Raw genomic sequence first — 20,013 nt, forward strand, 5'->3', positions numbered from 1 at the left:
GCGACAGTTGAAAGTTCACAGTGTCGTGCGACGCCAAATCAGCCGTTTTGGCGGCCTGGCGCGCCCGCCACGCCCCCCTGACGCGCCACCGAAGCGACAGTGACGCAACGCTGAAGCGACATCGAAGCGACAGTCAGGCGACAGCGAAGCGGCAGTTAGCGCCAGCCGGCCGCCTGCGCTGCCCGCTCGCCCTGCGCATCGGCAGGAGCGCCGTCGATCAGGCCGTCGATGGTAGCGAGAAGGCGCGGATCGGCCGAGGCGGCCTGGCGATATTCGCTCGCCTGGCCCTTGCCGGGCACAGCCTGCAGCAATTGCCAGCCGGCATCGGTGCGGCAGGCAACGCCCGCCATGGCGGCGCCGTCGAAGCTGCGGCACCAGCCGCCGCCCTTGCGCCGGAAGCTGAGGCCGATGCGGACCGGGCCATCCTCCCCGGCCGAGGCCAATTGACTGTCGAGCGCGGTGGCGAGCGATCCCTGTGCCAGCATCGCGCCGTCCTTTACCGCAATCGGCCCTGCCGGCCCGCCCGACATATGGCCGATGCCAAGGCCCAGCAGCAGGCTGGCGGCGATCGCCCCGCCAGTCGCCCACGCCCAGCGCCGCGACGGCCGGGCGATCGGCACCACCGTCGGCGGCGCCAGCATGGCCTGCATCGACGCGGGCACATCCTCCTGCGCGATCGGCGCGAAATGGCCGGCCAGCCGTGCGCGCAGCCGGCGATGCTGCTCCAGCCGGGCGGCGAGCGCGGGATCCTCCGCCACGGCGCGGTCGACCCGCCGCCGCGTCACCTCGTCCAGTTCGCCATCCACCCAGGCGATCAGCATGGCTTCGTCAATGTCGGTCATGCCGCTTCCCCCAAGAGTTCGATGAGCGCGCCGCGACCGCGCACCAGTCGCGAGGTCAGCGTGCCCATCGGTATGTTCAATATCGCAGCCGCCTCCTTGTAGGACAGCCCCTCCACCAGCACGAGCGCGATTGCCTCGCGCTGTTCGGGCGGCAATGCCTGCATCGCCCGATCGACGTCGGACAGGGTCATGGCCTGTTCCACCGCCTTGTCGCCCGCATAGCCGACATCGGCCCCCGCCTCTTCCGGCGCGAAGGTTCTGGCGGCGCGCTGCCGCGCGCGGCCCTCATCGATCCAAAGATTGCGCATGATCCGATACATCCAGCTGTCGAGCCGCGTGCCCGGTTGCCACTGGTCGCGGGCGCGCAGCCCCTTTTCCAGTGCCGCCTGGCACAGATCGTCGCCATCGGCGCGATCATGCGACAGGCTGGCGGCAAAACGCCGCAGCCGGGGCAGGATCGCCAGCAGGTCGCGCTCGAACGACATTATGTCTCCAACATATTCTTCGTTTGGAAAATGCGCAGAAGCGCATTTTCGGTACCGCACCAGCCCACTCCCCCACCCGGCCACCCATAGAATATAGCCGTTGGGTGGCCGGGTGGGGGAGTGGGCCGGAGCGGCAAATCCGGTTTCAATCGGATTTACAAACGAACTCTTCAGGGATGAAACGTCCCTGCCCGGCCGTTTCATCCTTCAGAAAGTCCAGCAACCGGAATTTTTTTGACGATGGACGATTTTGACGCTGAAAAGGCCGGCGATGACCGGCGGGAAGAGACAGAGATGAGATGGACGCGCCCGTTGCTGATCGCGGGATTGTGGCTCGCAGCGCCGGGTGCGCAGGCGCAATTGCTGCCCGCCCCGGCCGCGGGGACGTTGGGGGGCGGTGCGCTGGGCGGGGTCGGCCAGATAGTGCCCGACACGCTCGACCGGCTGGGCGGTATCGTCGATCAGAGTGGACTGGACCGGCTGTCACCGGCGCGGCTGGCCGATCGGCTGGCAGCGGCGCGCGCGGCGCGGATCGACGCGCTGCTGCGCCAGCATGGCGACGCGGTCGAACTGGACGACCGGCGAGAGCCGGCGCGGCGCGGCATCATCCTGCTGACCGGGGCGGACGCGGCCGCGATCGAGACGCTGCGTGCGGCCGGCTATGGCGTGGAACGGATCGAGGCGGAGGGGATCGACATGGCGATCACGCGCCTGACCGTGCCGGACGGCCAGAGCCTGGCGCGGGCGCTGCGCAATGTGCGCAAGATCGCGCCCAAGGCGCAGGCCAGCGCCGACAATCTCTATTTCCCGAGCGGCGCGGCTGCGGCGGGAAAATCGGCCGCACTGGCGAGCCATGGCAGTGTCGGGCGCGGCGCAGCGGGCCTGATCGATGGCGGCGTGGCCGCACATCCGGCGCTGGCCGGCGCGATCGAGCAGCGTGGCTTCGTCGCCGGCGCGCCACGGGCCAGCGCCCATGGCACGGCGGTCGCCTCGCTGATCGGCGGCAGTGGCCGCGTGAAGGGCGCCGCGCCGGGCACGCCGCTGCTGGTCGCCGATGTCTATGGCGACGATCCGGCCGGCGGCAGCAGCTTTGCCATTGTCCGCGCGCTGGGCTGGATGGCGGCGCGCGGCGCGAAGGTGGTGACGATCAGCCTGGTCGGACCCGACAATCCCTTGCTGGCCGGGGCGATCCGGCTGGTGCGCGACAAGGGGGTGATGCTGGTCGCGGCGGTCGGCAATGACGGCCCGGCCGCCCCGCCCGCCTACCCCGCATCCTACCCGCAGGTGATCGCGGTGACCGGCGTGGACGGGCGCGGCCGGTTGCTGCCCGAGGCCGGGCGTGCGGCCCATGTCGATTTCGCCGCGCCCGGTGCGGACATGATGGCCGCCGACACGGCGGGCGGCCGGGACAAGGTGCGCGGCACATCCTTTGCGGCGCCTTTGGTGGCCGGGCGGCTGATGGCTGGCGGATCGGTCGAGGCGCTGCGGCGGGAGGCAAAACCCGGTCGCGGCAAGGGCTATGGCGCCGGCATATTGTGCGAGACTTGCAGAAATATGGATTGAATTTCCGTATCTTGAGAGAAAAATTCAGACGTCCGGGATTAAAGCGAAACGCCCCGCCGTTGTCCTGTCATCGGATCAAGATGACCAAGGAGACGGTCCATGAAGACGCAGATTATCATCGCAACCGCCTGCCTCGCGGCGCTCACCACGGCCCCCGCCTCGGCCCAATTGCTGGGCGGCGGCGGCCTGGGTGGTGGGCTTGGCGGTGGCGGCCTGGGCGGCATGACCGGCGGCCTGGGCGGCACGCTGGGCGGTTCCTTCGGCGGATCGGGTAGCCTGGATCGCAGCATCGACCTCGACAATGGCCGGGTCGGTGCCAGCGGCAACGGCAATGGCCGCGCCGAAGGATCGGCAAGCCGTCGTGGCAAGAGCCGCTCGGCCAGCGGATCGGGATCGGCCAGCGGCAATCTGGCGGTCGATACGCTGGGCACCAGCGATGTGACCAGCGCGACCGATGCGGCGCGCAGCCGGGCGAGCGACACGGTCGGCGCCGCACGGGACCGGGCGGAAAGCGGCGTCTCGACGGCGCGCGATCGGGCGAGCAGCACCGTGGCATCGGCCCGTGACCGGGCAGGCAGCACGGTTGCCTCCGCACGGGATCGAGCGGGCTCGACGGCCAGCGGCGCACGATCGGCGGCGGGCAATGTCGCGGGCAGCGCGACCAATGCCGTCGGCAGCGCTGCCTCGATCGACGCCAGCGGGCAGGTTTCGGGCAGTGGCGAGACCCATGGCAGCACCAGCCAGCCGCAGAGCGAGGCCGCTACCCCTTCCTCTTCCGATCAGGCGACCGATTGACCCCATAACCCCGTAGCCGTCGCCTGACGGAAGCGGCCGGCGATCCCCATCGGATCGCCGGCCGCATCATGTCCGCAATCGGGCGACGGGATCAGCTGGACGCGACCACCATGGCGCGGGCGCGATCGGTCGCCGCACGCGTGTCCCCCGCCAGTTTCTTCACTTCGGCCGCGACCACCGCAAAGCCGCGCCCCGCCTCGCCCGCCCGTGCTGCCTCGATCGTGGCATTGAGGGCGAGGAGATTGGTCTGGTTGGCGATGCCGCTGATCGTGTCGACAATGTCGACCAGCCCGTCGACCGTGCTCTTGAGTTCCGCGCGCAATATCTTGGACGGGGTGGTGTCGGTCGCGATCTTGAGGATACGCTCGACCCGGCCTTCGGCATTGAAGACCGGGTTATAGGTCGCCTGCAGCCAGATGTCGCGGCCGTGCTTGTCGAGGCGCCGATATTCGCCGGCATCGAAATCGCCCTGCGCCAGCTTGTCCCACAGCGCCGCATAGGCGGCCGAGCGCGCCTGGCCTTCGTCGCAGAAGATGCGGTGATGGCGGCCGACAATCTCCCCCAGCGCATAGCCCATGGTCGCCAGGAACAGGTCATTGGCCCAGAGGATCGTACCGTCCGGCGCAAATTCGATCACCGCCTGCGAACGGCAGATGGCGTCCCAGACGGCATCGCGGCTGTGGGGGTGAATGGCCTGGCCCATGAACATAAAACTCCTTCACGCCCGGCCTAGGCCGCGATGGTAAATAGCGGCTTAATTTTATGGAAATTACATAATTTGTAACAATATGGCGCGCACGGAAAAGGCCGGCGATCCCATCGGACCGCCGGCCTTTCCACCCCCTGACATGCAATCAGTGGTCGATCAGGCAACCCGCGCTTCGAGCGCCTCGACCTCATCGGGATCGCGCAGCACATAGCCGCGGCCCCAGACGGTCTCGATATAATTGTCGCCACCACAGGCCAGCGCCAGCTTCTTGCGCAGCTTGCAGATGAACACGTCGATGATCTTGAGTTCGGGCTCGTCCATGCCGCCATAGAGATGGTTGAGGAACATCTCCTTGGTCAGGGTCGTGCCCTTGCGGAGCGAGAGCAGCTCCAGCATCGCATATTCCTTGCCGGTCAGATGGACGCGGTTGCCGTCCACTTCCACGGTCTTCGCGTCGAGGTTCACGGCCAGCTTGCCGGTGCGGATGACCGACTGCGAATGGCCCTTCGAGCGGCGGACCACGGCGTGGATGCGCGCAATCAGTTCCTCGCGATGGAACGGCTTGGTGACATAATCGTCGGCGCCGAAGCCGAAGGAACGGACCTTGGAGTCCATTTCGGCGACGCCCGACAGGATCAGCACCGGGGTCTGCACCCGTGCCGCCCGCAGCTTTTTCAGCACGTCATAGCCGTGCATGTCGGGCAGGTTCAGGTCGAGACAGATGATGTCATAGTCGTACAGCTTGCCGAGATCGAGGCCCTCTTCCCCGAGATCGGTGGTGTAGACATTGAAGCCCTCGGTCGTGAGCATAAGCTCGATCGCCTTGGCGGTGGTCGGTTCGTCCTCAATCAGCAGCACGCGCATTGGAAGCCCCTTCGTGTCGCAGGTCCGTTCACCCCACCAGAACGGTTTCTGCTCGCAATCATTAACCAAAAAACTTCTGAAGGACAAAGGTTAATTTTTCGCTAACCCGCAGGAATCCGCGAGTCGTATAAAAACGAATCTATTTACAAAGCGTTGACCCCGTAACGATCCCTATCGAGTCAAGCTGGATTACGGGACAAAACGAGCAAAGTCCTGCCCTGGTTCCGCCTTTCGCACGGGCGATCCACGGCCGTCACAAGGCGGAAATTTGCACTTCGTAAACCAGCCTCAGCAACCATGGTGGCGGGTCAGGAAGTCGAGCAGCGCCTCCACCCGTGCCGGGCGCAGCCGCGAAGGCGGCGTCACCAGATGCAGGCCGAAGGGCGGCGGCCGCCAGTCGAGCAAAATCTCTTCCAGCTCGCCCGAACGGATCGCGTCGCCGACGATGAAATCGGGCAGACGGGCGATGCCGACGCCAAGCCGCAGCGCGGGCATCATCGCCTCGCCGCTGTTGACGGTGATGCGCGGGCGGACCTGCACCGTCACATTCTGCTGCCCCGGCCCGGTGAAGCGCCAGACATCGGGCGCGGTGACGTTGGAATAGCAAAGGCAGTCATGGCTGCCGAGGTCGGACGGATGGGTCGGACGGCCGCGCTCGGCCAGATAGGCGGGCGAGGCGACGACATGCATATGGACGTCCGCGAGCCGGCGCGCGCGCAGCGAACTGTCGGGCATGTCGGCGATGCGGATGGTGGCGTCGAGGCCGAGTTCGACGATGTCGATCTTGGCATCGGACAGATGCAGGTCGACATCGACCAGCGGATTTTCCTTGGTGAACTGCGCGATCAGCGGCGCGATCCGCAGCAGGCCGAAATTCATCGGCGCGCCCAGCCGCACCGTGCCGGAGAGTTCGGCGGTCTCGTCGCGCGCAGCCTCCTCCGCCGCCTGCCCTTCGGCCAGGATACGCTGGGCATGATCGGCGAGGCGGCGGCCGCTCTCGGTCAGCGCCAGGCGGCGGCTGGTGCGGCTGAACAGGCTGGTGTCGAGATGCTGCTCCAGGCGGGTCACCGCCTTGGACACGGTGGCCTTGGAGACGCTGAGCGCCTTGGCCGCGTCGGTAAAGCTGCGATGTTCGACCACGGCGGCGAACATCGCCCAGGCCTCGAAATCAGGTAGGCGCATAGGGAAACAATCCGTTTCAACACTGCTTATTCAAGAAACGAACCTGATCGCTAGATTGTCGGAAAGCAAGCCGGAAGCATCCGGCATCGCAATCGAAAGGCTGACCCCATGAGCACGACAACCGCGAGCCGCATCGAGCGCCGCCCGTTCGCGTCGCTCGGCCATGCCGACCATGGCTGGCTGAACGCACGGCATCATTTTTCCTTCGCCAATTATTATGATCCCGCCCGCATGGGCTGGGGCGCGATCCGGGTATGGAATGACGACGAGATCGGTCCGCGCTCGGGCTTTCCGCCCCACCCGCACAGCGACATGGAGATCATCACCTATGTCCGCACCGGCGCGATCACCCACCAGGACAGCCTGGGCAACAAGGGCCGCACGCAAGCGGGCGATGTCCAGGTGATGTCGGCCGGCACCGGTATCCGCCACGCCGAATATAATCTGGAGGACGAAACCACCACCCTGTTCCAGATCTGGGTCATTCCCCGGTCGGTCGGCGGATCGCCCAGCTGGGGCGCCAAGCCCTTCCCGAAGGCCGATCGCTCCGGCAAGCTCGTCGTGCTCGCCAGCGGCCATGACGAGGACAAGGAAGCGCTGCGCATCCGGGCCGACGCCCGGCTGCTGGGCGGCACGATCAAGGCCGGCGACAGCGTGACCTATGAGGCCGGCGAAGGTCGCCATCTCTATCTGGTCCCGGCGACGGGCCGGATCGAGATTGACGGCCAGACCTTCGAGGCACGGGACGGCGCGGCCATCATCGGCGGCGCGCCCATCACCATCACCGCGGTCGAGGACAGCGAAATCGTCCTGGTCGACAGCGAATAGACATGACGCTTACGCACCGGTCCGTCATTCCCCTCCCCCAGACGGACCGGTCCGGGTCGCCCGCATGCTCCCTCCCTTGTGCGGGCGACCACCCTTTCAACCTTTCAGTTTCAGATGAGGAGACGTGACAATGGCTAAGGTTCTGGTTCTCTACTATTCGTCCTACGGGCATATCGAAACGATGGCCAAGGCCATGGCCGAAGGCGCAGCCGCCGCCGGCGCGCAGGTCGACATCAAGCGCGCGCCCGAAACCGCGCCACTGGAAGTCGCCAAGGCTGCCCATTTCAAGCTGGACCAGGACGCGCCGGTCGCGACCGTCGCCGAACTGGCGGATTATGACGCGATCATCATCGGCACCGGCACCCGCTTTGGCCGCATGTCGAGCCAGATGGCGGCCTTCCTGGATCAGGCCGGCGGCCTGTGGGCGCGTGGCGCGCTCAACGGCAAGGTCGGTGGCGCCTTCACCTCGACCGCATCGCAGCATGGCGGCCAGGAAGTCACCCTCTTCTCGATCATCACCAACCTGCTGCATTTCGGCATGACGATCGTCGGCCTGGACTATGGCTTTGCCGGCCAGATGGGCGTCGACAAGGTGCGCGGCGGTTCGCCCTATGGCGCGACCACCCTGGCCGATGGCGACGGCAGCCGCCAGCCGAGCGAGGAAGAGCTGGACGGCGCCCGCTATCAGGGCCGCCGGATCGCCGAAACCGCGATCAAGCTGCACGGTTAATCGCCGCCCGCGCCGTCTGGGGGACGCAGCCTGGCTGCGTTCTTCGGTCGCATGGGTGCGCCATCAGGTTGTAGGGAGCTGGCACGCCGGGACTGCGCGCCAGCTCCTTTTTCTTTTTATTATCCCAGCGTCTTGGGCGTGACCCAGACTTCGACCGGGGTGATGAACTTGCCCGGTGCAGGCTTGCCGACGACGACGCGGTCGGCGGTGACCAGTTCGCCATTTTCAAGGTTCAGCGACACCCAGGGCTTGGGCATGCGCTCGAACTTCATCTTCTGGATGGGCTGGCCGGTGGCCGTGTTCATGATGGTGGCAATGATAGACATAGGGCGCGGCCGCTAGCGCCTGCGCGCGCCCCCTGTCCAGAGCCGGAATCGGCAAAATATTTTCAAGCCCGACGAAAAAAGTTGCTGCCCATGTCACATCGGGCGCGGCCGTCTCGTCATGTCAGCAATAGCAAGCAAAGGAGCTGTATGATGACCGACAAGATCAATCCCTATGCCGCCGCGCCGCAGCTGATGAAGAGCTGGACCGCCCTCTCCACCGCCGTCGCCGACAGCCTGGAGCCGAGCCTGATCGAACTGGTGAAGATCCGTTCGTCGCAGATCAACGGCTGCGCCAACTGCATCAACATGCACACATACGAAGCGCGCGAGAAGGGCGAAACCGAACAGCGCATCTACCTGCTGTCCGCCTGGCGCGAGGCGCCCTGCTATACCGACCGCGAGCGCGCCGCGCTGGGCTGGACCGAGGCGCTGACCGAAATCGCCAAGGGCCACACCCACGAGGCCGCCAAGGAGGCGCTGAACTGGGAATTCACCAAGGAGGAACAGGTGAAGCTGACCCTGATGATCAACATCATCAATGGCTGGAACCGCATCGCCGTCGGCTTCAACCTCTGGTACGACATGCCGATGAAGGCAGCAGCCTGATGGCGCGGGGGACGCAGATGGACGCGGCGGCGCGCTTCGACCCGCTGCGTCCCCGCATGATCCGGGTGGCCTATCGCATGCTCGGATCGGTCGCCGATGCCGAGGATGTGGTGCAGGATGCCTTCATCCGCTGGATGGGCGCCGACCATGGCGCGGTGCGCGAACCCGAAGCCTTTCTCCGCCGCATCGTCACCCGCCTCTGTCTCGACCAGATGAAGTCGGCGCGGGCGCAGCGCGAAACCTATGTCGGCCCCTGGCTGCCCGAGCCGCTGGTCGAAGAGGCTGATGAGGAAGAGGATGTCACCCTGCCGCTGATGCTGGCATTGGAGCGGCTGTCGCCGCTGGAGCGGGCCGCCTTCCTGCTGCACGATGTATTTGGGCTGGCCTTTGACGAGGTGGCGAGGACCATCCAGCGCGATGCCGCCGCCTGTCGCCAGCTCGCCGCCCGCGCGCGCGATCATGTCCGCGACGCCCGCCCCCGGTTCCAAGTCGAGAAACAGCGCGGACTGGAGATTGCCGGCGCCTTCTTCGCCGCGTCGCGCAACGGCGACATGAGCACATTGGGTGCACTGCTGGCGCAGGATGTCAGCTTCCACAGCGATGGCGGCGGCAAGCGCCCGGCCGCGATCCGCCCGGCGATCGGCCATGGCCAGGTGATGCAGGTCCACAAGGCGCTGGCGGTGCTGTTCGGCAAATATGGGTCGACCCTGCTGCGCACCTGCATGGTGAACGGCCTGCCCGGCTTCGTCACCCGCGAGGCCGATGGCGAATTGCAGACCACGGCGCTGGACATAGAGGATGGCCAGGTGACCGCCATCTACATCATGCGCAACCCCGACAAGCTGCGCCATCTCCATTGAATGCTTAATCGCCGGATAAGCCCGTTCCTTGTCAAAATCGCAGCCCCTGCCGCGCCATGCCCGGATCGGGGACCGGGAGCGAAACAGAGATGGTTGGTGCGATCGGCGGCTCGGGCAATGGCTGGGGCCAGTTCAAGAAGGCGATGGAAGAATTTGCCGAAAAGGTTCGGCAGGCGAACCAGAATAGCGGCAGCACGACAGCGAAAGTGACAGAGGCGAGCACACCGGCGGCCACCACGCCGGTTGCGGCAAGCGAGCCGGTCGCCAGCGTCCAGCCGGCGGTCGAAACGACACCAACTGCCGCAGCGACCGCGCCGGCGCCGGTGATCGCAAGCGAACCTGCGGTCGTCGTCAGCGACAGCGTTTCCCTGTCAGCTTCGCTGTCGCCCCTGACCTACAGCGCGCCCACGCCAGCGCCGCGATCGCAGGCCGTCGCGGCACCGGAAACCACGCTGGACACGCAATTGTCCGACGCGGGCTATTATGCGTCGCCAGCGGCATCGGCCGTCGCCGACCCGGTCGCTCCCGCCCAGCAGGAGGATGCCGCCGCGCTGAGCCAGGCGCAGGTGATCGCCCAGGCCGCCTATGCCCTGGTCGCCCGCGCCGGCGAGGATCATCGACTGTCGCTGATCCAGCAGGGCTGACGCCCCGCGCCGTCAGCGCGCCAGATAGCCGCAATCGACCGGATAATAGGTTCCGGTCATGAAGGAGGCGCGGTCGGACAGGAGGAAGCTGGTCATGGCAGCGATCTCCTCCGGCCGGGCCAGCCTGTCGAACGCATGCAGGCCGGCGAGGACGGCCCGTTCCGCATCGGTCATGGTCTTGCCGAGTGCCGGGGTTTCGACAAAGGCCGGCCCGACCGCATTCACCCTGATACCCTGGCCGGCATAGTCCAGCGCGGCGGTCTTGGTCATGCCGACGACCGCATGCTTGGACGTCACATAGGCGGCCGAACCGGCCCAGCCGACCGCGCCCAGGATCGAGGCCATGTTGACGATCGCGCCGCCACCGGATTTCAGCATCGCCGGGATCTGATATTTCATGCCGTAAAAGACGCTGTGCAGATCGACGCCGACAACCCGGTGCCAGTCATCGATGGCGATGTCGGCCAGCGGTGTGGACGGCGCGCCAATCCCGGCATTATTGACCGCCAGATGCAGTCCGCCGAAGGTTTCGACGGCGAAGTCGACACTGGCGCTGACCGCCTGTGCATCGCTGACATCGACCTTGAAGGCGCGCGCCCGATCCTCGCCACAAGATTGCGCGAGACGCTGTGCCCCCGCTTCGTCGAAATCGGCGATGACGACCTTCGCCCCTTCCGCCAGCAAATCCATCACCACCGCTTCGCCGATGCCCGATGCACCGCCGGTGACCATCGCGACCCGATCCTGAAACAACGCCATTCCAACTGCTCCTTGATTATCGCCGCCGGGCGACGGCATGACCGATGGGAAATAAGCTCGACTCAAAGTATCCGGTTCCGTATCCTTTTATGCAGGAGCCGAACGGAAGGAAAGCAGGGATGGCCGCCGACACCAGCCAGCGGGCTGACGGATCAGGGAGCGACGGATCGGCGCGGCCGACCGGCCGGCCATCGCGCGAGGCGGCCGAACAGATTGAAGCGACGATGCTGGATGCGGCATTGGCGACCTTCATCGAGGCCGGTTTCCAGGGGGCCAGCATGGAGGCCATCGCCCGCCGCGCCGGGGTGACCAAGCGCACCCTCTATCGCCGCGCCCGGACCAAGTCGGACCTGTTCGTCGAGGTGGTCGAGCGCCTGGCCCGCCAGTCGGGCATGCCCAATCTGGCGCGGGTCGAGGCCGGTCCGCTGGAACAGCGCTTGCAGGCGGCCGGCGAGATTTTGCTCGGCTGGCTGCTCAATCCCCATGCGATCGCGCTGTATCGCATGATCGTGGCCGAGGCCGCGCGTCAGCCGGGGCTGGCGCTCAGCGTCGATGGCCCGTTCCAGCGCGCCAGCACGGCGATCGCCGCCATCCTGGCCGAGGATGGCGCCCGGCCGGCAGAGACGGTCAGGCTGGGCGCGGACATGTTCGTGCGGCTGGTTGCCGGCGAGGCGCTGGACCGGGCGGCGCAGGGGATCGAGCCGGCCGGCGTTTCAGACCGAACGCGCGTGCGCGCCATGGCGGCCATCACCTTTTTCCTGGCAGGCTGGCGATCCTGGCCAGCGTCGGCGCCGTCCTTGTCCTAGAGCATCCAGCGGCTGAGGCGCGGGGACAGGCGGATGAGGTGCCACAGGGCGAAGGGCGTCAGCAGCGCAAGCGCGAGCAGCCAGGGCCTGGCCAGATAGGGCGTGCCATAATGGACGATCGCGACGTGCAGATACATGATGACCAGTGACGCCCGGCCAAGCGCGGCGAGCGGGGCGGCGACCGGCGCGAGCCGCGCCGAGAGGCGGAAGAGCAGCAGCGACGTCGCGATTCCCGATCCGATCGAGAGCAAGGGCCAGCCATAGTCGCCCGCCTTCATGTTGAGGGTCGGCAGCCAGCAGCCCAGCCCCGCCAGCGCGAGCAAGCCAAGCGGCGCGATCCAGAGATTGCGCCAGTGCAGTCGGGGCCAGAGCGCGCCGACCCAGAGCAGGATCATCGCCATCGGCACGCTCAGCAGGCCCAGCGGCGAGGCCGGCGTGACATAGCCAATGCCATAGGCGAGCAGCAGCATCGGGATCAGCAGCAACGCCCAGCGCCGGTCGAGCGGATCGGGCCAGCGGTTGAGCGCGAGGTTGAACAGGATGCGCGCGATCATCAGGCAGGGCACGAACCAGAAGATGGTATAGGGGCCACGCAGCCAATAGCCGCCGAGCAGGATCGGCAACAGATCGCGCGGCCATTGGTGGAAGATCGGCAGATTGCCCTTGGCCGGTTCGATGATCTGATCGGCCAGGATCAGCAGCGCAAGGAAGATCGCATAGGGGCGCATCTGGCCGAGCAACTGGCGCCGGGTGAAGGCGCCGACAGGGTGCGGGCGCGAGAGCATGCCCGACAGCAGGAAGAAGAGTGGCATGTGGAAGCTGTACATGGCGTCGCGCAAGGGTCCGCGCGTCCAGACATGGCCGACCACCACGGCGATGATGCCGATGCCGCGCGCGACATCGACCCAGTCGAGCCGCTGTGGCGCATGTTGATAGGCAAGGCCCCTATTCTCCATCGGTTCCACGCCCTATAGGATGCGGCGTGGGCGTCAATCGCCCAACCAGATTACCCGGATGCCAGATTTCCCGATCGGATTGATATTTGACCCTGCTTAGCGACAAAGTGCTGTTCATCGATGGCGAGGCCATCATCCTCGACAAGCCGGCCGGCCTGCCGGTCGACGCGCCGCGCGACGGATCGATCAGCCTTGAAAACCACCTCGCCTCGCTGACCTTCGGCTTCCAGCGCTGGCCGCTGGCGGTCCACCGGCTGGACCGCGACACCAGCGGCTGCCTGCTGCTCGCCCGCAATCCCAAGGCGCACAAGCGCTTTGCCGCCGCGTTCGAGGCCGGCACGGTCGAGAAGCGCTATGTTGCGGTGCTGGAGGGCGTACCCGAGGCGGACGAAGGCACGATCGAATTGTCGCTCAAGAAGGTCAGCACCCAGGCCCAGGGCTGGCGCATGATCGCGGCCAAGGCGGGCAAGCCGGCCGTCACCCACTGGCGCAAGCTGGCGGTGAAGGACGGCCGTGCGCTGATCGCCTTCACGCCCGAAACCGGCCGCACCCACCAGATCCGCGTCCACGCCCAGCATGGGCTGGGCTTCGGCATTGTCGGCGACCCGGTCTATGGCGACGGACAGGGCGCTATGCTGCTGCACAGCCGCTTCCTGAGCGTGCCGCGCGGCGACAACAAGCCGCCCGCGCAGGCGACCGCGCCGCTGCCGCAGAGCTTCGTCGATGCAGGCTTCGGCCCCGAGATATTGGAGGAAGCCGGGCTGTAAGCCCCGGCCCCGCGCCATGGTCGCCATCCCCGTCACCCGCTCCATCGCGATCGACAGCGACGAGATCGTCGAGAGCTTCGCGCGCGCGTCGGGGCCGGGCGGCCAGCATGTGAACACCACCGACAGCGCGGTGATGCTGCGCTTCGACGTCGCCGCTTCGCCCGGCCTGCCCGATGCGGTGAAGCAGCGGCTGGCGGACCTGGCCGGATCGCGCATGACCCGCGACGGCGTACTGATCCTGCGCAGCGAGGGCGCACGGTCGCAGTTACTCAACCGGCAGGAGGTGCGCGAGCGGCTGTTTGCGCTGATCCGCGAGGCGACGATCGTGCCCAAGAAGCGGCGCCCGACCAAGCCGACCAAGGCATCGCAGAAGCGCCGCGTCGACGGCAAGGTCAAGCGCGCAGCCGTGAAACAGGGACGCGGCCGGGTCAGGATGGACTGAATCTAGCGGCCATTTACGAATTAACCATCATTGCCTTGCTAGGAAGGGCTGAGCGCAGGACTGCGCTCCCAGCTTCCCGAGGATGCCATGCCGGCCGAACGCCCTATTCTTCTGCCACCGCGCCCCTGGAACTGGTTCATGTGGGTTGCCGCCACCTTCCTGGGTGTCTTCCTGATCCTCTCGGATTTGCGCCAGCTTGACGGCCTGCACCTGCCCGAAGCCCGACTTCTGATCGGCCGGGATTTCCTGAATGTCTGGTCCGGCGGAACGCTCGCACTGACCGGCCAGCTTGAGCGTCTCTATGATTTTCAGGCCTATATGGACTGGCAGGCCAGGCTTTTCGGCCCGCTGGAGATGCTGAACTACTCCTATCCTCCGCATAGCCTGTTCCTGGCGATGCCCTTTGCGCTGTTTCCCTATCCGGTTGCGCTCGCGCTGTGGACAGGCCTTGGCGCCATCTTCTTTGCCTGGGCGGCCCGTCCCTACATACCGGCCGGCCTGTCCCCCTGGCTTGCGCTCCTCACGCCGGCGGCGATCGTCAATATCTGGGTCGGCCATTATGGGTTCGTCATTGGCGGCCTGTGGCTGCTGTTCTTCGCCCAGTTGCGCCATGCGCCGGTCCGCGCCGGCCTTGTCGCCGGGCTGCTGACGCTCAAGCCCCATCTGGGCCTGCTGATTGCCCTGACGCTGGTGCATCGCAGGGCCTTCCGGGCGATAGGCGCAGCACTCGCCGTCACCCTGGGGCTGATCGGGCTCAGCGGCTTGGCGTTCGGCTTCGATCTCTGGCCCACCTGGCTGACGGACACCTCTGCCCTCCAGACCCGGATCATGACCGCAGAGGGCGAGAAATTCTACTTCTTCATGATGACATCGGCCTATGTCGCGCTGCGCGAGGGGCCTTATTGGCTGCCGCTGACGGCTCAAGCCATGTTCGCGGGCAGCGCGCTTTACCTAACCTGGCGCGCGCGTGACTGCACCGTCCATCAACTGGCCTTCATCACGGCCACCGCGACGGCCCTGATTACCCCCTATATCTTCAACTATGACCTGACGGTTTGCTGCCTTGGCTTCGCGGTCCTGCTTTATGGCCAATGGCACGCGCTTCACCGCAACGAGCGGATCATCCTGTGGATGGCCTTTGCCGCGCCCTTGCTGGTGATGGCTTGGAACCTCATTGCACCGATCGCCCTGCTTGCCGGCCTTGTCGTCCAGATACGCTGCTATACGGGCATGTTCTACGCAGATCTGCTGTTGCCGGAACCTCTCAAGCGGCGATTGATCGATAATCCCGTCCCCACATCCTAGCCTCTGGCCGAGCGGTGCGGGCCATCCTATATGCGTGCCCATGTATGATTTCGCTCCCTCCGCCGACGCCGACAAGGCGACGCTGTACGCCGATCTTCTGTCCGCTGCCGACGCGCTGACCCGTGACGAGCCCGATGCGGTCGCCAATATGGCCAACCTGTCGGCGCTGATCTGGCAGTTCCTGCCCGACCTCAACTGGGCAGGCTTCTATCGCATGGTCGAGGATGAGCTGGTGCTGGGCCCTTTCCAGGGCAAGGCGGCCTGCATCCGCATTCCGCTGGGCCGCGGCGTGTGCGGTACCGCGGCGCAGACGCGCGAGACGCAGCTGGTGGCCGACGTCCATGCCTTCCCCGGCCATATCGCCTGCGACGCGGCGAGCGCGTCCGAGATCGTCGTGCCGGTAGTGCATGACGGCCGGCTGATCGGCGTGCTGGACCTGGACAGCCCCCGCCCCGCCCGGTTCGACAGTGCAGACCAGCAGGGGCTGGAAGCGTTGGTCGCGCGGGTCGCCGGCCGCATCGGCTGATCGCCGCCCTGCCCCGTTCCGGGACAGGATTTCATGAGCCGAACATGGCGTTGCACGGATCGTCATGCTAATTTCCGCGTTAGCATGATGACCGTGCGGGCGGCCTGACGCCCCTGCAGGAACAGGGAGCATGATGATGGCCGCGCGCTTTTTCTCCGCCAGCAGCGCCATGGCGCTGATCGCCAGCCTTGCGGGGCCGGTTGCCGCGCAGACATCCGCCGCGTCCGGCACCAGCGTGGTCCGCACCACCACCACGGCGACGGCCACGACCGCCCATCGCTGGGGACCGCGCTATGACGGGCGCTGGTATGCCGGCTGGGCCGCGCCGGGCGGCTGGCAAAGCTATCAGCGGCCACGCGTGGGCTTTGCCCTGCCCGCCTACTGGGTCCATCCGCGCTTCTTCATCGCCAATTATGGCGCCTATGGCCTGCCGGCGCCGACCACCGGCTATGGCTGGTCGCGCTATTATGACGATGCGGTGATGACCGACCAATATGGCCGGGTGCGCGACGTGCGCAGCGGCATCGACTGGTCGCGCTATGAGGGTGGCTATGAAGAGGGTGCGGCGCAGCCGGCCGTCATCGCCAGTTCCGGTGGCGAGGCCGGCTATAGTGCGCCCGACGACATGGTGACCTATAGCCCCGCGCCGCAGCCCACGCCGCAGCCCGCCCCGTCCAGCCGCCCCGGCGTGGATTATGATGCCCCCGCCTATGCCAGCAGCGCCGTCAGCCCGAGCGCGCCGACGGTGACGACTGTTGCGGCGGCTCCGACGCCTCCGGCCGCACCGGTGGCAGCGACGAGCGGCACGCACTGGTCGAACCAGCCGGCGACCACGACCGTCGTGTCGGCCGCGCCGCCGGTGCCCGGCCTGCCGCCGGGCGGCTATATTTCGGGCGGCTTCTATTATCCGCCGCCGCTGGTGACGACCATCATCATCAATCCCGACGGCACGACCCAGGCGACCACCCGCTACGCGACCGAGGCCGCGCCGCGCTGAACCGTCCGGAACCGCAACCATGGGTTGGTGCGTTGACGGGCGGGATCAGATTTCGGGAGCGGCGTTATGCTGCATCATGTATCGGTGGGCACCAATGATGTGGCGCGGGCGCGGGCCTTCTACGACCCGCTGATGGCGCTGCTGGGCTATCGCAGCCTGCGCGACCATCCCCATTCGCTCGACTATGGCGTGACCGACGTGGTGTTCAGCGTCGAGACCCCGGTCGATGGCGCGCCCGCGAGCGCCGGCAACGGCATCCATATCTGCTTCGTCGCGGCCGATCGCGGCGCGGTCGACGGATTTCATCGGCTGGCGCTGGAGCTGGGCGGCAGCGATGCCGGGCCGCCGGGCGTGCGGCCGCAATATGACGAGCATTATTATGGCGCCTTCGTGCGCGATCCCGACGGCAACAAGATAGAAGCGGTCACTTTTTCGGCGCGATAGGCGCCGCGCCGCGCGCGGCGAGGACCGATGCGGCGGGCTGCGGCCGGCCATAATGATAGCCCTGCGCGATATGGCAGCCGTGCTGAAGCAGCAAAGCGGCCTGTTCGGCGGTCTCTACGCCTTCGGCCACCACCTCCATCCGGAAGCTGCTGCCCAGCTTGATGACGGCGTCGACGATGGCGGCGTCGCCGGCATCGCTGTCGACATGGCTGACGAAGCTGCGGTCGATCTTCAGCACATTGACAGGATATTGCTTGAGATGGCTGAGCGAGGCGAAGCCGGTGCCGAAATCGTCGAGGGCGATGCGCACCCCGCCGCGCGCGAACCGATCAAGCGCGCGCGCGACCTGATCGGCGCCGCGACCAAGGAAGACCGACTCGGTCACTTCGATCTCGAAATTCTGTGCCGGCACGCCATGCTGATCCAGCCGGGCGAGGACATGATCGGCAAAATCGGCCTGAAGCAGATCCGCCGCCGAGGCGTTGACCGCCACCCGGCCGGGATCGAAGCCCATCCGGAGCCAGGTCGCCATGTCGTGCAGCACCGCGTCGAGCATGAGGTCGGTCAGGCGGATGGCCAGTTCGCCATGCTCGAAGGCGGCGGCGATGGTGGCGGGCGCCTGCACCCCGAGCCGGGGATGCTGCCAGCGCAGCAATGCCTCATAGCCCAGCACCTGTCCGCTGCGCATGTCGACCTTGGGCTGATAATAGGGTTCGACCAGCCGCTCGGCGATCACCTGGCGGGCCATGTGGATCATCGAACTGCGCTGCTGCGCGTCGGCGCGCAACTGGGAATGGAACATGGTGAGCCGGCTGCGACCGCTCGCCTTCGACGCATAGAGCGCCAGGTCGGCCGCCTTGAACAGTTCATGCGCATCGTCGCCATGTTCGCCGAACACGGCACCGCCAACGCTGACCCCGGCTTCGAGCAATTGCCCCTGATAGGCGAAGGGCACCCGCATCTTGTCCAATATCGCCTGGCTGCAGGCCTGCACGGTCGCACTATCCACCAGCGAGGCAGCGATCAGGCCGAATTCGTCGCCGCCGAGGCGCCCGACCACCGCATCGGACGGCGCCGCCGCAGCCAGACGCTCGGCAAAGCCGCAGAGCAGCGCATCGCCCGCGTCATGGCCGAGCGAATCGTTGATCCGCTTGAGATCATCAATGTCGAACAGCATCAGGCCAAAGCCCGCGCCGGTCGGGCGCGCCTGATCCGCCAGTTCCTCCAGCACGCCCTGCCACAATGTCCGGTTGGGCAGCCGCGTCATCGGATCGTGGGTGGCGGCCCAGCGGATGCGTTCTTCCGCATCGCGCTGTTCGGTGACGTCGAGGAAGGTGACGATGATCCGGCGCAACTGGCCGACTTCGGTGCGAGTCGCCCAGCCGGTGCTGCGGATCCAGCGCAGCGCGCCATTATCGGCGCGATGGACGCGCAGGGTCGCCTCGAAATGCGGCGGCAGGACATTGGCGGCGACGCCGTCCATCATCGCCTTGAGCTTGTGCCGATCATCGGGATGCACCAGCGACAGGGCCAGTTCGGTGGTCGCCGGCGCGTCCGCCGTCAGGCCCAGCATGGCACGGAACTCCGCCGACCAGCTACGCTGGCCCGACCGTGCGTCATAGTCCCAGATGCCGAGCCGCGCCGACTGCACCGCGAGGCGGAAATGCTCCTCGCTTTCGGCCACCGCCTGCTGCGCCAGCTTCTGGTTATGGATATCCTCCAGCGTGCCATACCAGCGGATGATCGCGCCCTTGCCATCGCGCCGGGCAGCGGCGCGCGCGCGCATCCAGCGATAGCTGCCGTCGCGCAGGCGCAGGCGATAATCGACATCGACCGGATCGCCCGACTGGAGCCGTTCGCGCCATAGCGCCAGCGTCCGGTCCATGTCGTCGGGATGCAGGGCGTTGATCCAGCCGGCCCCCATCGCCTGTTCGGGCGAGCTGCCGGTCAGATCGCGCCAGCGTGGCCCGACCTCCTCGATCGCGCCATCGGGCGTGGCGGTCCAGGGAACCTGGGGGCTGAGTTCTACCGACCAGCGATGATGTTCGCGACTTTCCGCCAGCGCGGTTTCCAGCAATTCAGCCTGTTTGTCGCGACGATCATGCATATCCTCGACCGTTCCATACCAGCGCCATGCCCCTGCGGGCATTGCCTGCCGCGTCATGCGGAGCAGGCACCAGCGGCTTGCGCCATCTGCGCAACGCAGGCGAACGACCAGCGGTTCCGGCTGCGACGACGCGGCGGCGGCCCGTATGATGATCCCGATATCGACCGAATCAAAGCCCTTGCGCCAGCCATGGCGCATCAGTCCCATGCGAAGCCCCCCGCCCCGCACCTCGCCCTCGACCCAGTAGGTCAGCAGGCGACCGCGATAATCCGCGAACCAGTGAATGACGGGCGGGCGTACATGCTTGATCTTGGACGATAATGCCCTGTGCGCGACATGGGCGCCGGACGGCATATGGGCCGCAGGCCCGCCAAGTTCGCGGGCGCCATCGACAAAGCGCCGATCAGCGAAGCGATCCATCGCCCATCCCCGATTGCCGTGCCGCCCTGTTCCTCATGCCGGCGATGATG

General features: G+C 66.7%; 23 protein-coding genes. 14 read left to right on the forward strand and 9 right to left on the reverse strand.

What is annotated here, in order from left to right; translation table 11 throughout:
- Positions 1-155 precede the first annotated feature (155 nt).
- Both ACI6S0_RS09685 and ACI6S0_RS09690 read right to left on the reverse strand, forming a co-directional pair.
- Complete coding sequence (locus ACI6S0_RS09685; RefSeq protein ID WP_434405669.1) at positions 156-842, reverse strand: anti-sigma factor family protein; 687 nt, start codon at positions 840-842, stop codon at positions 156-158.
- Positions 839-1,327 (reverse strand): RNA polymerase sigma factor, encoded by a 489-nt coding sequence (locus tag ACI6S0_RS09690; RefSeq protein WP_004212209.1) that lies wholly within the window; start codon positions 1,325-1,327, stop codon positions 839-841. Before ACI6S0_RS09690 ends, ACI6S0_RS09685 begins: the two co-directional genes overlap by 4 nt.
- Before the next feature lie 240 nt (positions 1,328-1,567).
- Between ACI6S0_RS09690 and ACI6S0_RS09695 the strand changes: the two genes are divergently transcribed.
- Both ACI6S0_RS09695 and ACI6S0_RS09700 read left to right on the forward strand, forming a co-directional pair.
- Entirely contained in the window at positions 1,568-2,890 is a 1,323-nt protein-coding gene (locus ACI6S0_RS09695) for a S8 family serine peptidase (RefSeq protein WP_434405670.1), read from the forward strand.
- A gap of 99 nt (positions 2,891-2,989) precedes the next feature.
- On the forward strand, positions 2,990-3,685 hold the full coding sequence (locus ACI6S0_RS09700) for a hypothetical protein (RefSeq protein WP_004212207.1): 696 nt from the start codon (positions 2,990-2,992) through the stop codon (positions 3,683-3,685).
- A 91-nt stretch (positions 3,686-3,776) separates the two neighbouring features.
- On the opposite strand, the gene ACI6S0_RS09705 is transcribed toward ACI6S0_RS09700, so the two are convergent.
- The 3 genes from ACI6S0_RS09705 to ACI6S0_RS09715 all read right to left on the reverse strand — a co-directional run bounded on the left by ACI6S0_RS09705 (position 3,777) and on the right by ACI6S0_RS09715 (position 6,440).
- Positions 3,777-4,394, reverse strand: coding sequence for a methyl-accepting chemotaxis protein (locus tag ACI6S0_RS09705; protein WP_017502956.1), 618 nt, complete (start codon positions 4,392-4,394; stop codon positions 3,777-3,779).
- A gap of 156 nt (positions 4,395-4,550) precedes the next feature.
- Positions 4,551-5,258: a response regulator transcription factor CtrA gene (gene ctrA, locus ACI6S0_RS09710; protein WP_004212203.1), complete on the reverse strand. Its 708-nt coding sequence runs from the start codon at positions 5,256-5,258 to the stop codon at positions 4,551-4,553.
- 288 nt (positions 5,259-5,546) lie between these two features.
- The gene (locus ACI6S0_RS09715; RefSeq protein ID WP_029548055.1) at positions 5,547-6,440 is read right to left on the reverse strand and encodes a LysR family transcriptional regulator; all 894 of its coding nucleotides are present in this window, start codon (positions 6,438-6,440) and stop codon (positions 5,547-5,549) included.
- Positions 6,441-6,548: 108 nt separating this feature from the next.
- On the opposite strand from ACI6S0_RS09715, the gene ACI6S0_RS09720 reads away from it, so the two are divergent.
- The gene (locus ACI6S0_RS09720) at positions 6,549-7,268 is read left to right on the forward strand and encodes a pirin family protein (protein WP_434405671.1); all 720 of its coding nucleotides are present in this window, start codon (positions 6,549-6,551) and stop codon (positions 7,266-7,268) included.
- Between the two features lie 130 nt (positions 7,269-7,398).
- Positions 7,399-7,998 (forward strand): NAD(P)H:quinone oxidoreductase, encoded by a 600-nt coding sequence (gene wrbA, locus ACI6S0_RS09725; RefSeq protein WP_434405672.1) that lies wholly within the window; start codon positions 7,399-7,401, stop codon positions 7,996-7,998.
- Between the two features lie 119 nt (positions 7,999-8,117).
- Here the strand turns inward: wrbA and ACI6S0_RS09730 are convergent, their stop codons facing one another.
- On the reverse strand, positions 8,118-8,324 hold the full coding sequence (locus ACI6S0_RS09730) for a hypothetical protein (protein ID WP_010339971.1): 207 nt from the start codon (positions 8,322-8,324) through the stop codon (positions 8,118-8,120).
- A gap of 150 nt (positions 8,325-8,474) precedes the next feature.
- Between ACI6S0_RS09730 and ACI6S0_RS09735 the strand changes: the two genes are divergently transcribed.
- The 3 genes from ACI6S0_RS09735 to ACI6S0_RS09745 all read left to right on the forward strand — a co-directional run bounded on the left by ACI6S0_RS09735 (position 8,475) and on the right by ACI6S0_RS09745 (position 10,434).
- Positions 8,475-8,930: a carboxymuconolactone decarboxylase family protein gene (locus ACI6S0_RS09735; RefSeq protein WP_434405919.1), complete on the forward strand. Its 456-nt coding sequence runs from the start codon at positions 8,475-8,477 to the stop codon at positions 8,928-8,930.
- Complete coding sequence (locus tag ACI6S0_RS09740) at positions 8,930-9,790, forward strand: sigma-70 family RNA polymerase sigma factor (RefSeq protein WP_434405673.1); 861 nt, start codon at positions 8,930-8,932, stop codon at positions 9,788-9,790. The genes ACI6S0_RS09735 and ACI6S0_RS09740 overlap by 1 nt, the downstream gene beginning before the upstream one ends.
- Before the next feature lie 89 nt (positions 9,791-9,879).
- Entirely contained in the window at positions 9,880-10,434 is a 555-nt protein-coding gene (locus ACI6S0_RS09745) for a hypothetical protein (protein WP_434405674.1), read from the forward strand.
- 12 nt (positions 10,435-10,446) lie between these two features.
- Here ACI6S0_RS09745 and ACI6S0_RS09750 read toward each other — a convergent pair whose 3' ends face one another.
- Positions 10,447-11,193, reverse strand: coding sequence for an SDR family NAD(P)-dependent oxidoreductase (locus tag ACI6S0_RS09750; RefSeq protein ID WP_434405675.1), 747 nt, complete (start codon positions 11,191-11,193; stop codon positions 10,447-10,449).
- 119 nt (positions 11,194-11,312) lie between these two features.
- On the opposite strand from ACI6S0_RS09750, the gene ACI6S0_RS09755 reads away from it, so the two are divergent.
- Positions 11,313-11,999, forward strand: a complete 687-nt coding sequence (locus ACI6S0_RS09755; RefSeq protein ID WP_434405676.1) for a TetR/AcrR family transcriptional regulator — start codon at positions 11,313-11,315, stop codon at positions 11,997-11,999.
- Here ACI6S0_RS09755 and ACI6S0_RS09760 read toward each other — a convergent pair.
- Entirely contained in the window at positions 11,996-12,955 is a 960-nt protein-coding gene (locus ACI6S0_RS09760; RefSeq protein ID WP_434405677.1) for an acyltransferase family protein, read from the reverse strand. The two genes, ACI6S0_RS09755 and ACI6S0_RS09760, sit on opposite strands and share 4 nt — an antisense overlap.
- 86 nt (positions 12,956-13,041) lie before the next feature.
- Between ACI6S0_RS09760 and ACI6S0_RS09765 the strand changes: the two genes are divergently transcribed.
- The 6 genes from ACI6S0_RS09765 to ACI6S0_RS09790 all read left to right on the forward strand — a co-directional run bounded on the left by ACI6S0_RS09765 (position 13,042) and on the right by ACI6S0_RS09790 (position 17,436).
- Positions 13,042-13,722, forward strand: coding sequence for an RluA family pseudouridine synthase (locus tag ACI6S0_RS09765; RefSeq protein ID WP_004212186.1), 681 nt, complete (start codon positions 13,042-13,044; stop codon positions 13,720-13,722).
- A gap of 16 nt (positions 13,723-13,738) precedes the next feature.
- A complete protein-coding gene (gene arfB, locus ACI6S0_RS09770; RefSeq protein ID WP_434405678.1) occupies positions 13,739-14,164 on the forward strand; it encodes an alternative ribosome rescue aminoacyl-tRNA hydrolase ArfB in 426 nt (141 codons plus the stop codon).
- Positions 14,165-14,251: 87 nt separating this feature from the next.
- Positions 14,252-15,469, forward strand: a complete 1,218-nt coding sequence (locus ACI6S0_RS09775; protein ID WP_434405679.1) for a glycosyltransferase family 87 protein — start codon at positions 14,252-14,254, stop codon at positions 15,467-15,469.
- Between the two features lie 40 nt (positions 15,470-15,509).
- Positions 15,510-15,995, forward strand: a complete 486-nt coding sequence (locus ACI6S0_RS09780) for a GAF domain-containing protein (protein WP_159367989.1) — start codon at positions 15,510-15,512, stop codon at positions 15,993-15,995.
- A gap of 130 nt (positions 15,996-16,125) precedes the next feature.
- The gene (locus ACI6S0_RS09785) at positions 16,126-16,992 is read left to right on the forward strand and encodes an RcnB family protein (protein ID WP_434405680.1); all 867 of its coding nucleotides are present in this window, start codon (positions 16,126-16,128) and stop codon (positions 16,990-16,992) included.
- Between the two features lie 66 nt (positions 16,993-17,058).
- Entirely contained in the window at positions 17,059-17,436 is a 378-nt protein-coding gene (locus ACI6S0_RS09790) for a VOC family protein (RefSeq protein ID WP_099230728.1), read from the forward strand.
- On the opposite strand, the gene ACI6S0_RS09795 is transcribed toward ACI6S0_RS09790, so the two are convergent.
- On the reverse strand, positions 17,417-19,963 hold the full coding sequence (locus tag ACI6S0_RS09795) for a sensor domain-containing protein (protein ID WP_434405681.1): 2,547 nt from the start codon (positions 19,961-19,963) through the stop codon (positions 17,417-17,419). The two genes, ACI6S0_RS09790 and ACI6S0_RS09795, sit on opposite strands and share 20 nt — an antisense overlap.
- Positions 19,964-20,013: the final 50 nt, after the last annotated feature.

It is taken from the genome of Sphingobium sp. DN12, assembly GCF_051058005.1.
Taxonomy (GTDB): Bacteria; Pseudomonadota; Alphaproteobacteria; order Sphingomonadales; family Sphingomonadaceae; genus Sphingobium; species Sphingobium yanoikuyae.

Excerpts from the sequence above, each read along its gene's own strand:
- ACI6S0_RS09735 (WP_434405919.1), top strand. The coding sequence starts at position 8,475 with ATGACCGACAAGATCAATCCCTATGCCGCCGCGCCGCAGCTGATGAAG.
- ACI6S0_RS09760 (WP_434405677.1), bottom strand. The coding sequence starts at position 12,955 with ATGGAGAATAGGGGCCTTGCCTATCAACATGCGCCACAGCGGCTCGAC.
- ACI6S0_RS09695 (WP_434405670.1), top strand. The coding sequence starts at position 1,568 with ATGGACGATTTTGACGCTGAAAAGGCCGGCGATGACCGGCGGGAAGAG.
- ACI6S0_RS09685 (WP_434405669.1), bottom strand. The coding sequence starts at position 842 with ATGACCGACATTGACGAAGCCATGCTGATCGCCTGGGTGGATGGCGAA.
- ACI6S0_RS09795 (WP_434405681.1), bottom strand. The coding sequence starts at position 19,963 with ATGGATCGCTTCGCTGATCGGCGCTTTGTCGATGGCGCCCGCGAACTT.
- ACI6S0_RS09740 (WP_434405673.1), top strand. The coding sequence starts at position 8,930 with ATGGCGCGGGGGACGCAGATGGACGCGGCGGCGCGCTTCGACCCGCTG.
- wrbA (WP_434405672.1), top strand. The coding sequence starts at position 7,399 with ATGGCTAAGGTTCTGGTTCTCTACTATTCGTCCTACGGGCATATCGAA.
- ACI6S0_RS09750 (WP_434405675.1), bottom strand. The coding sequence starts at position 11,193 with ATGGCGTTGTTTCAGGATCGGGTCGCGATGGTCACCGGCGGTGCATCG.
- ACI6S0_RS09775 (WP_434405679.1), top strand. The coding sequence starts at position 14,252 with ATGCCGGCCGAACGCCCTATTCTTCTGCCACCGCGCCCCTGGAACTGG.
- ACI6S0_RS09700 (WP_004212207.1), top strand. The coding sequence starts at position 2,990 with ATGAAGACGCAGATTATCATCGCAACCGCCTGCCTCGCGGCGCTCACC.
- ACI6S0_RS09690 (WP_004212209.1), bottom strand. The coding sequence starts at position 1,327 with ATGTCGTTCGAGCGCGACCTGCTGGCGATCCTGCCCCGGCTGCGGCGT.
- ACI6S0_RS09755 (WP_434405676.1), top strand. The coding sequence starts at position 11,313 with ATGGCCGCCGACACCAGCCAGCGGGCTGACGGATCAGGGAGCGACGGA.
- ACI6S0_RS09745 (WP_434405674.1), top strand. The coding sequence starts at position 9,880 with ATGGTTGGTGCGATCGGCGGCTCGGGCAATGGCTGGGGCCAGTTCAAG.
- ACI6S0_RS09715 (WP_029548055.1), bottom strand. The coding sequence starts at position 6,440 with ATGCGCCTACCTGATTTCGAGGCCTGGGCGATGTTCGCCGCCGTGGTC.
- ACI6S0_RS09720 (WP_434405671.1), top strand. The coding sequence starts at position 6,549 with ATGAGCACGACAACCGCGAGCCGCATCGAGCGCCGCCCGTTCGCGTCG.
- ACI6S0_RS09790 (WP_099230728.1), top strand. The coding sequence starts at position 17,059 with ATGCTGCATCATGTATCGGTGGGCACCAATGATGTGGCGCGGGCGCGG.
- ACI6S0_RS09705 (WP_017502956.1), bottom strand. The coding sequence starts at position 4,394 with ATGTTCATGGGCCAGGCCATTCACCCCCACAGCCGCGATGCCGTCTGG.
- ACI6S0_RS09785 (WP_434405680.1), top strand. The coding sequence starts at position 16,126 with ATGATGATGGCCGCGCGCTTTTTCTCCGCCAGCAGCGCCATGGCGCTG.
- arfB (WP_434405678.1), top strand. The coding sequence starts at position 13,739 with ATGGTCGCCATCCCCGTCACCCGCTCCATCGCGATCGACAGCGACGAG.
- ACI6S0_RS09780 (WP_159367989.1), top strand. The coding sequence starts at position 15,510 with ATGTATGATTTCGCTCCCTCCGCCGACGCCGACAAGGCGACGCTGTAC.
- ACI6S0_RS09730 (WP_010339971.1), bottom strand. The coding sequence starts at position 8,324 with ATGTCTATCATTGCCACCATCATGAACACGGCCACCGGCCAGCCCATC.
- ctrA (WP_004212203.1), bottom strand. The coding sequence starts at position 5,258 with ATGCGCGTGCTGCTGATTGAGGACGAACCGACCACCGCCAAGGCGATC.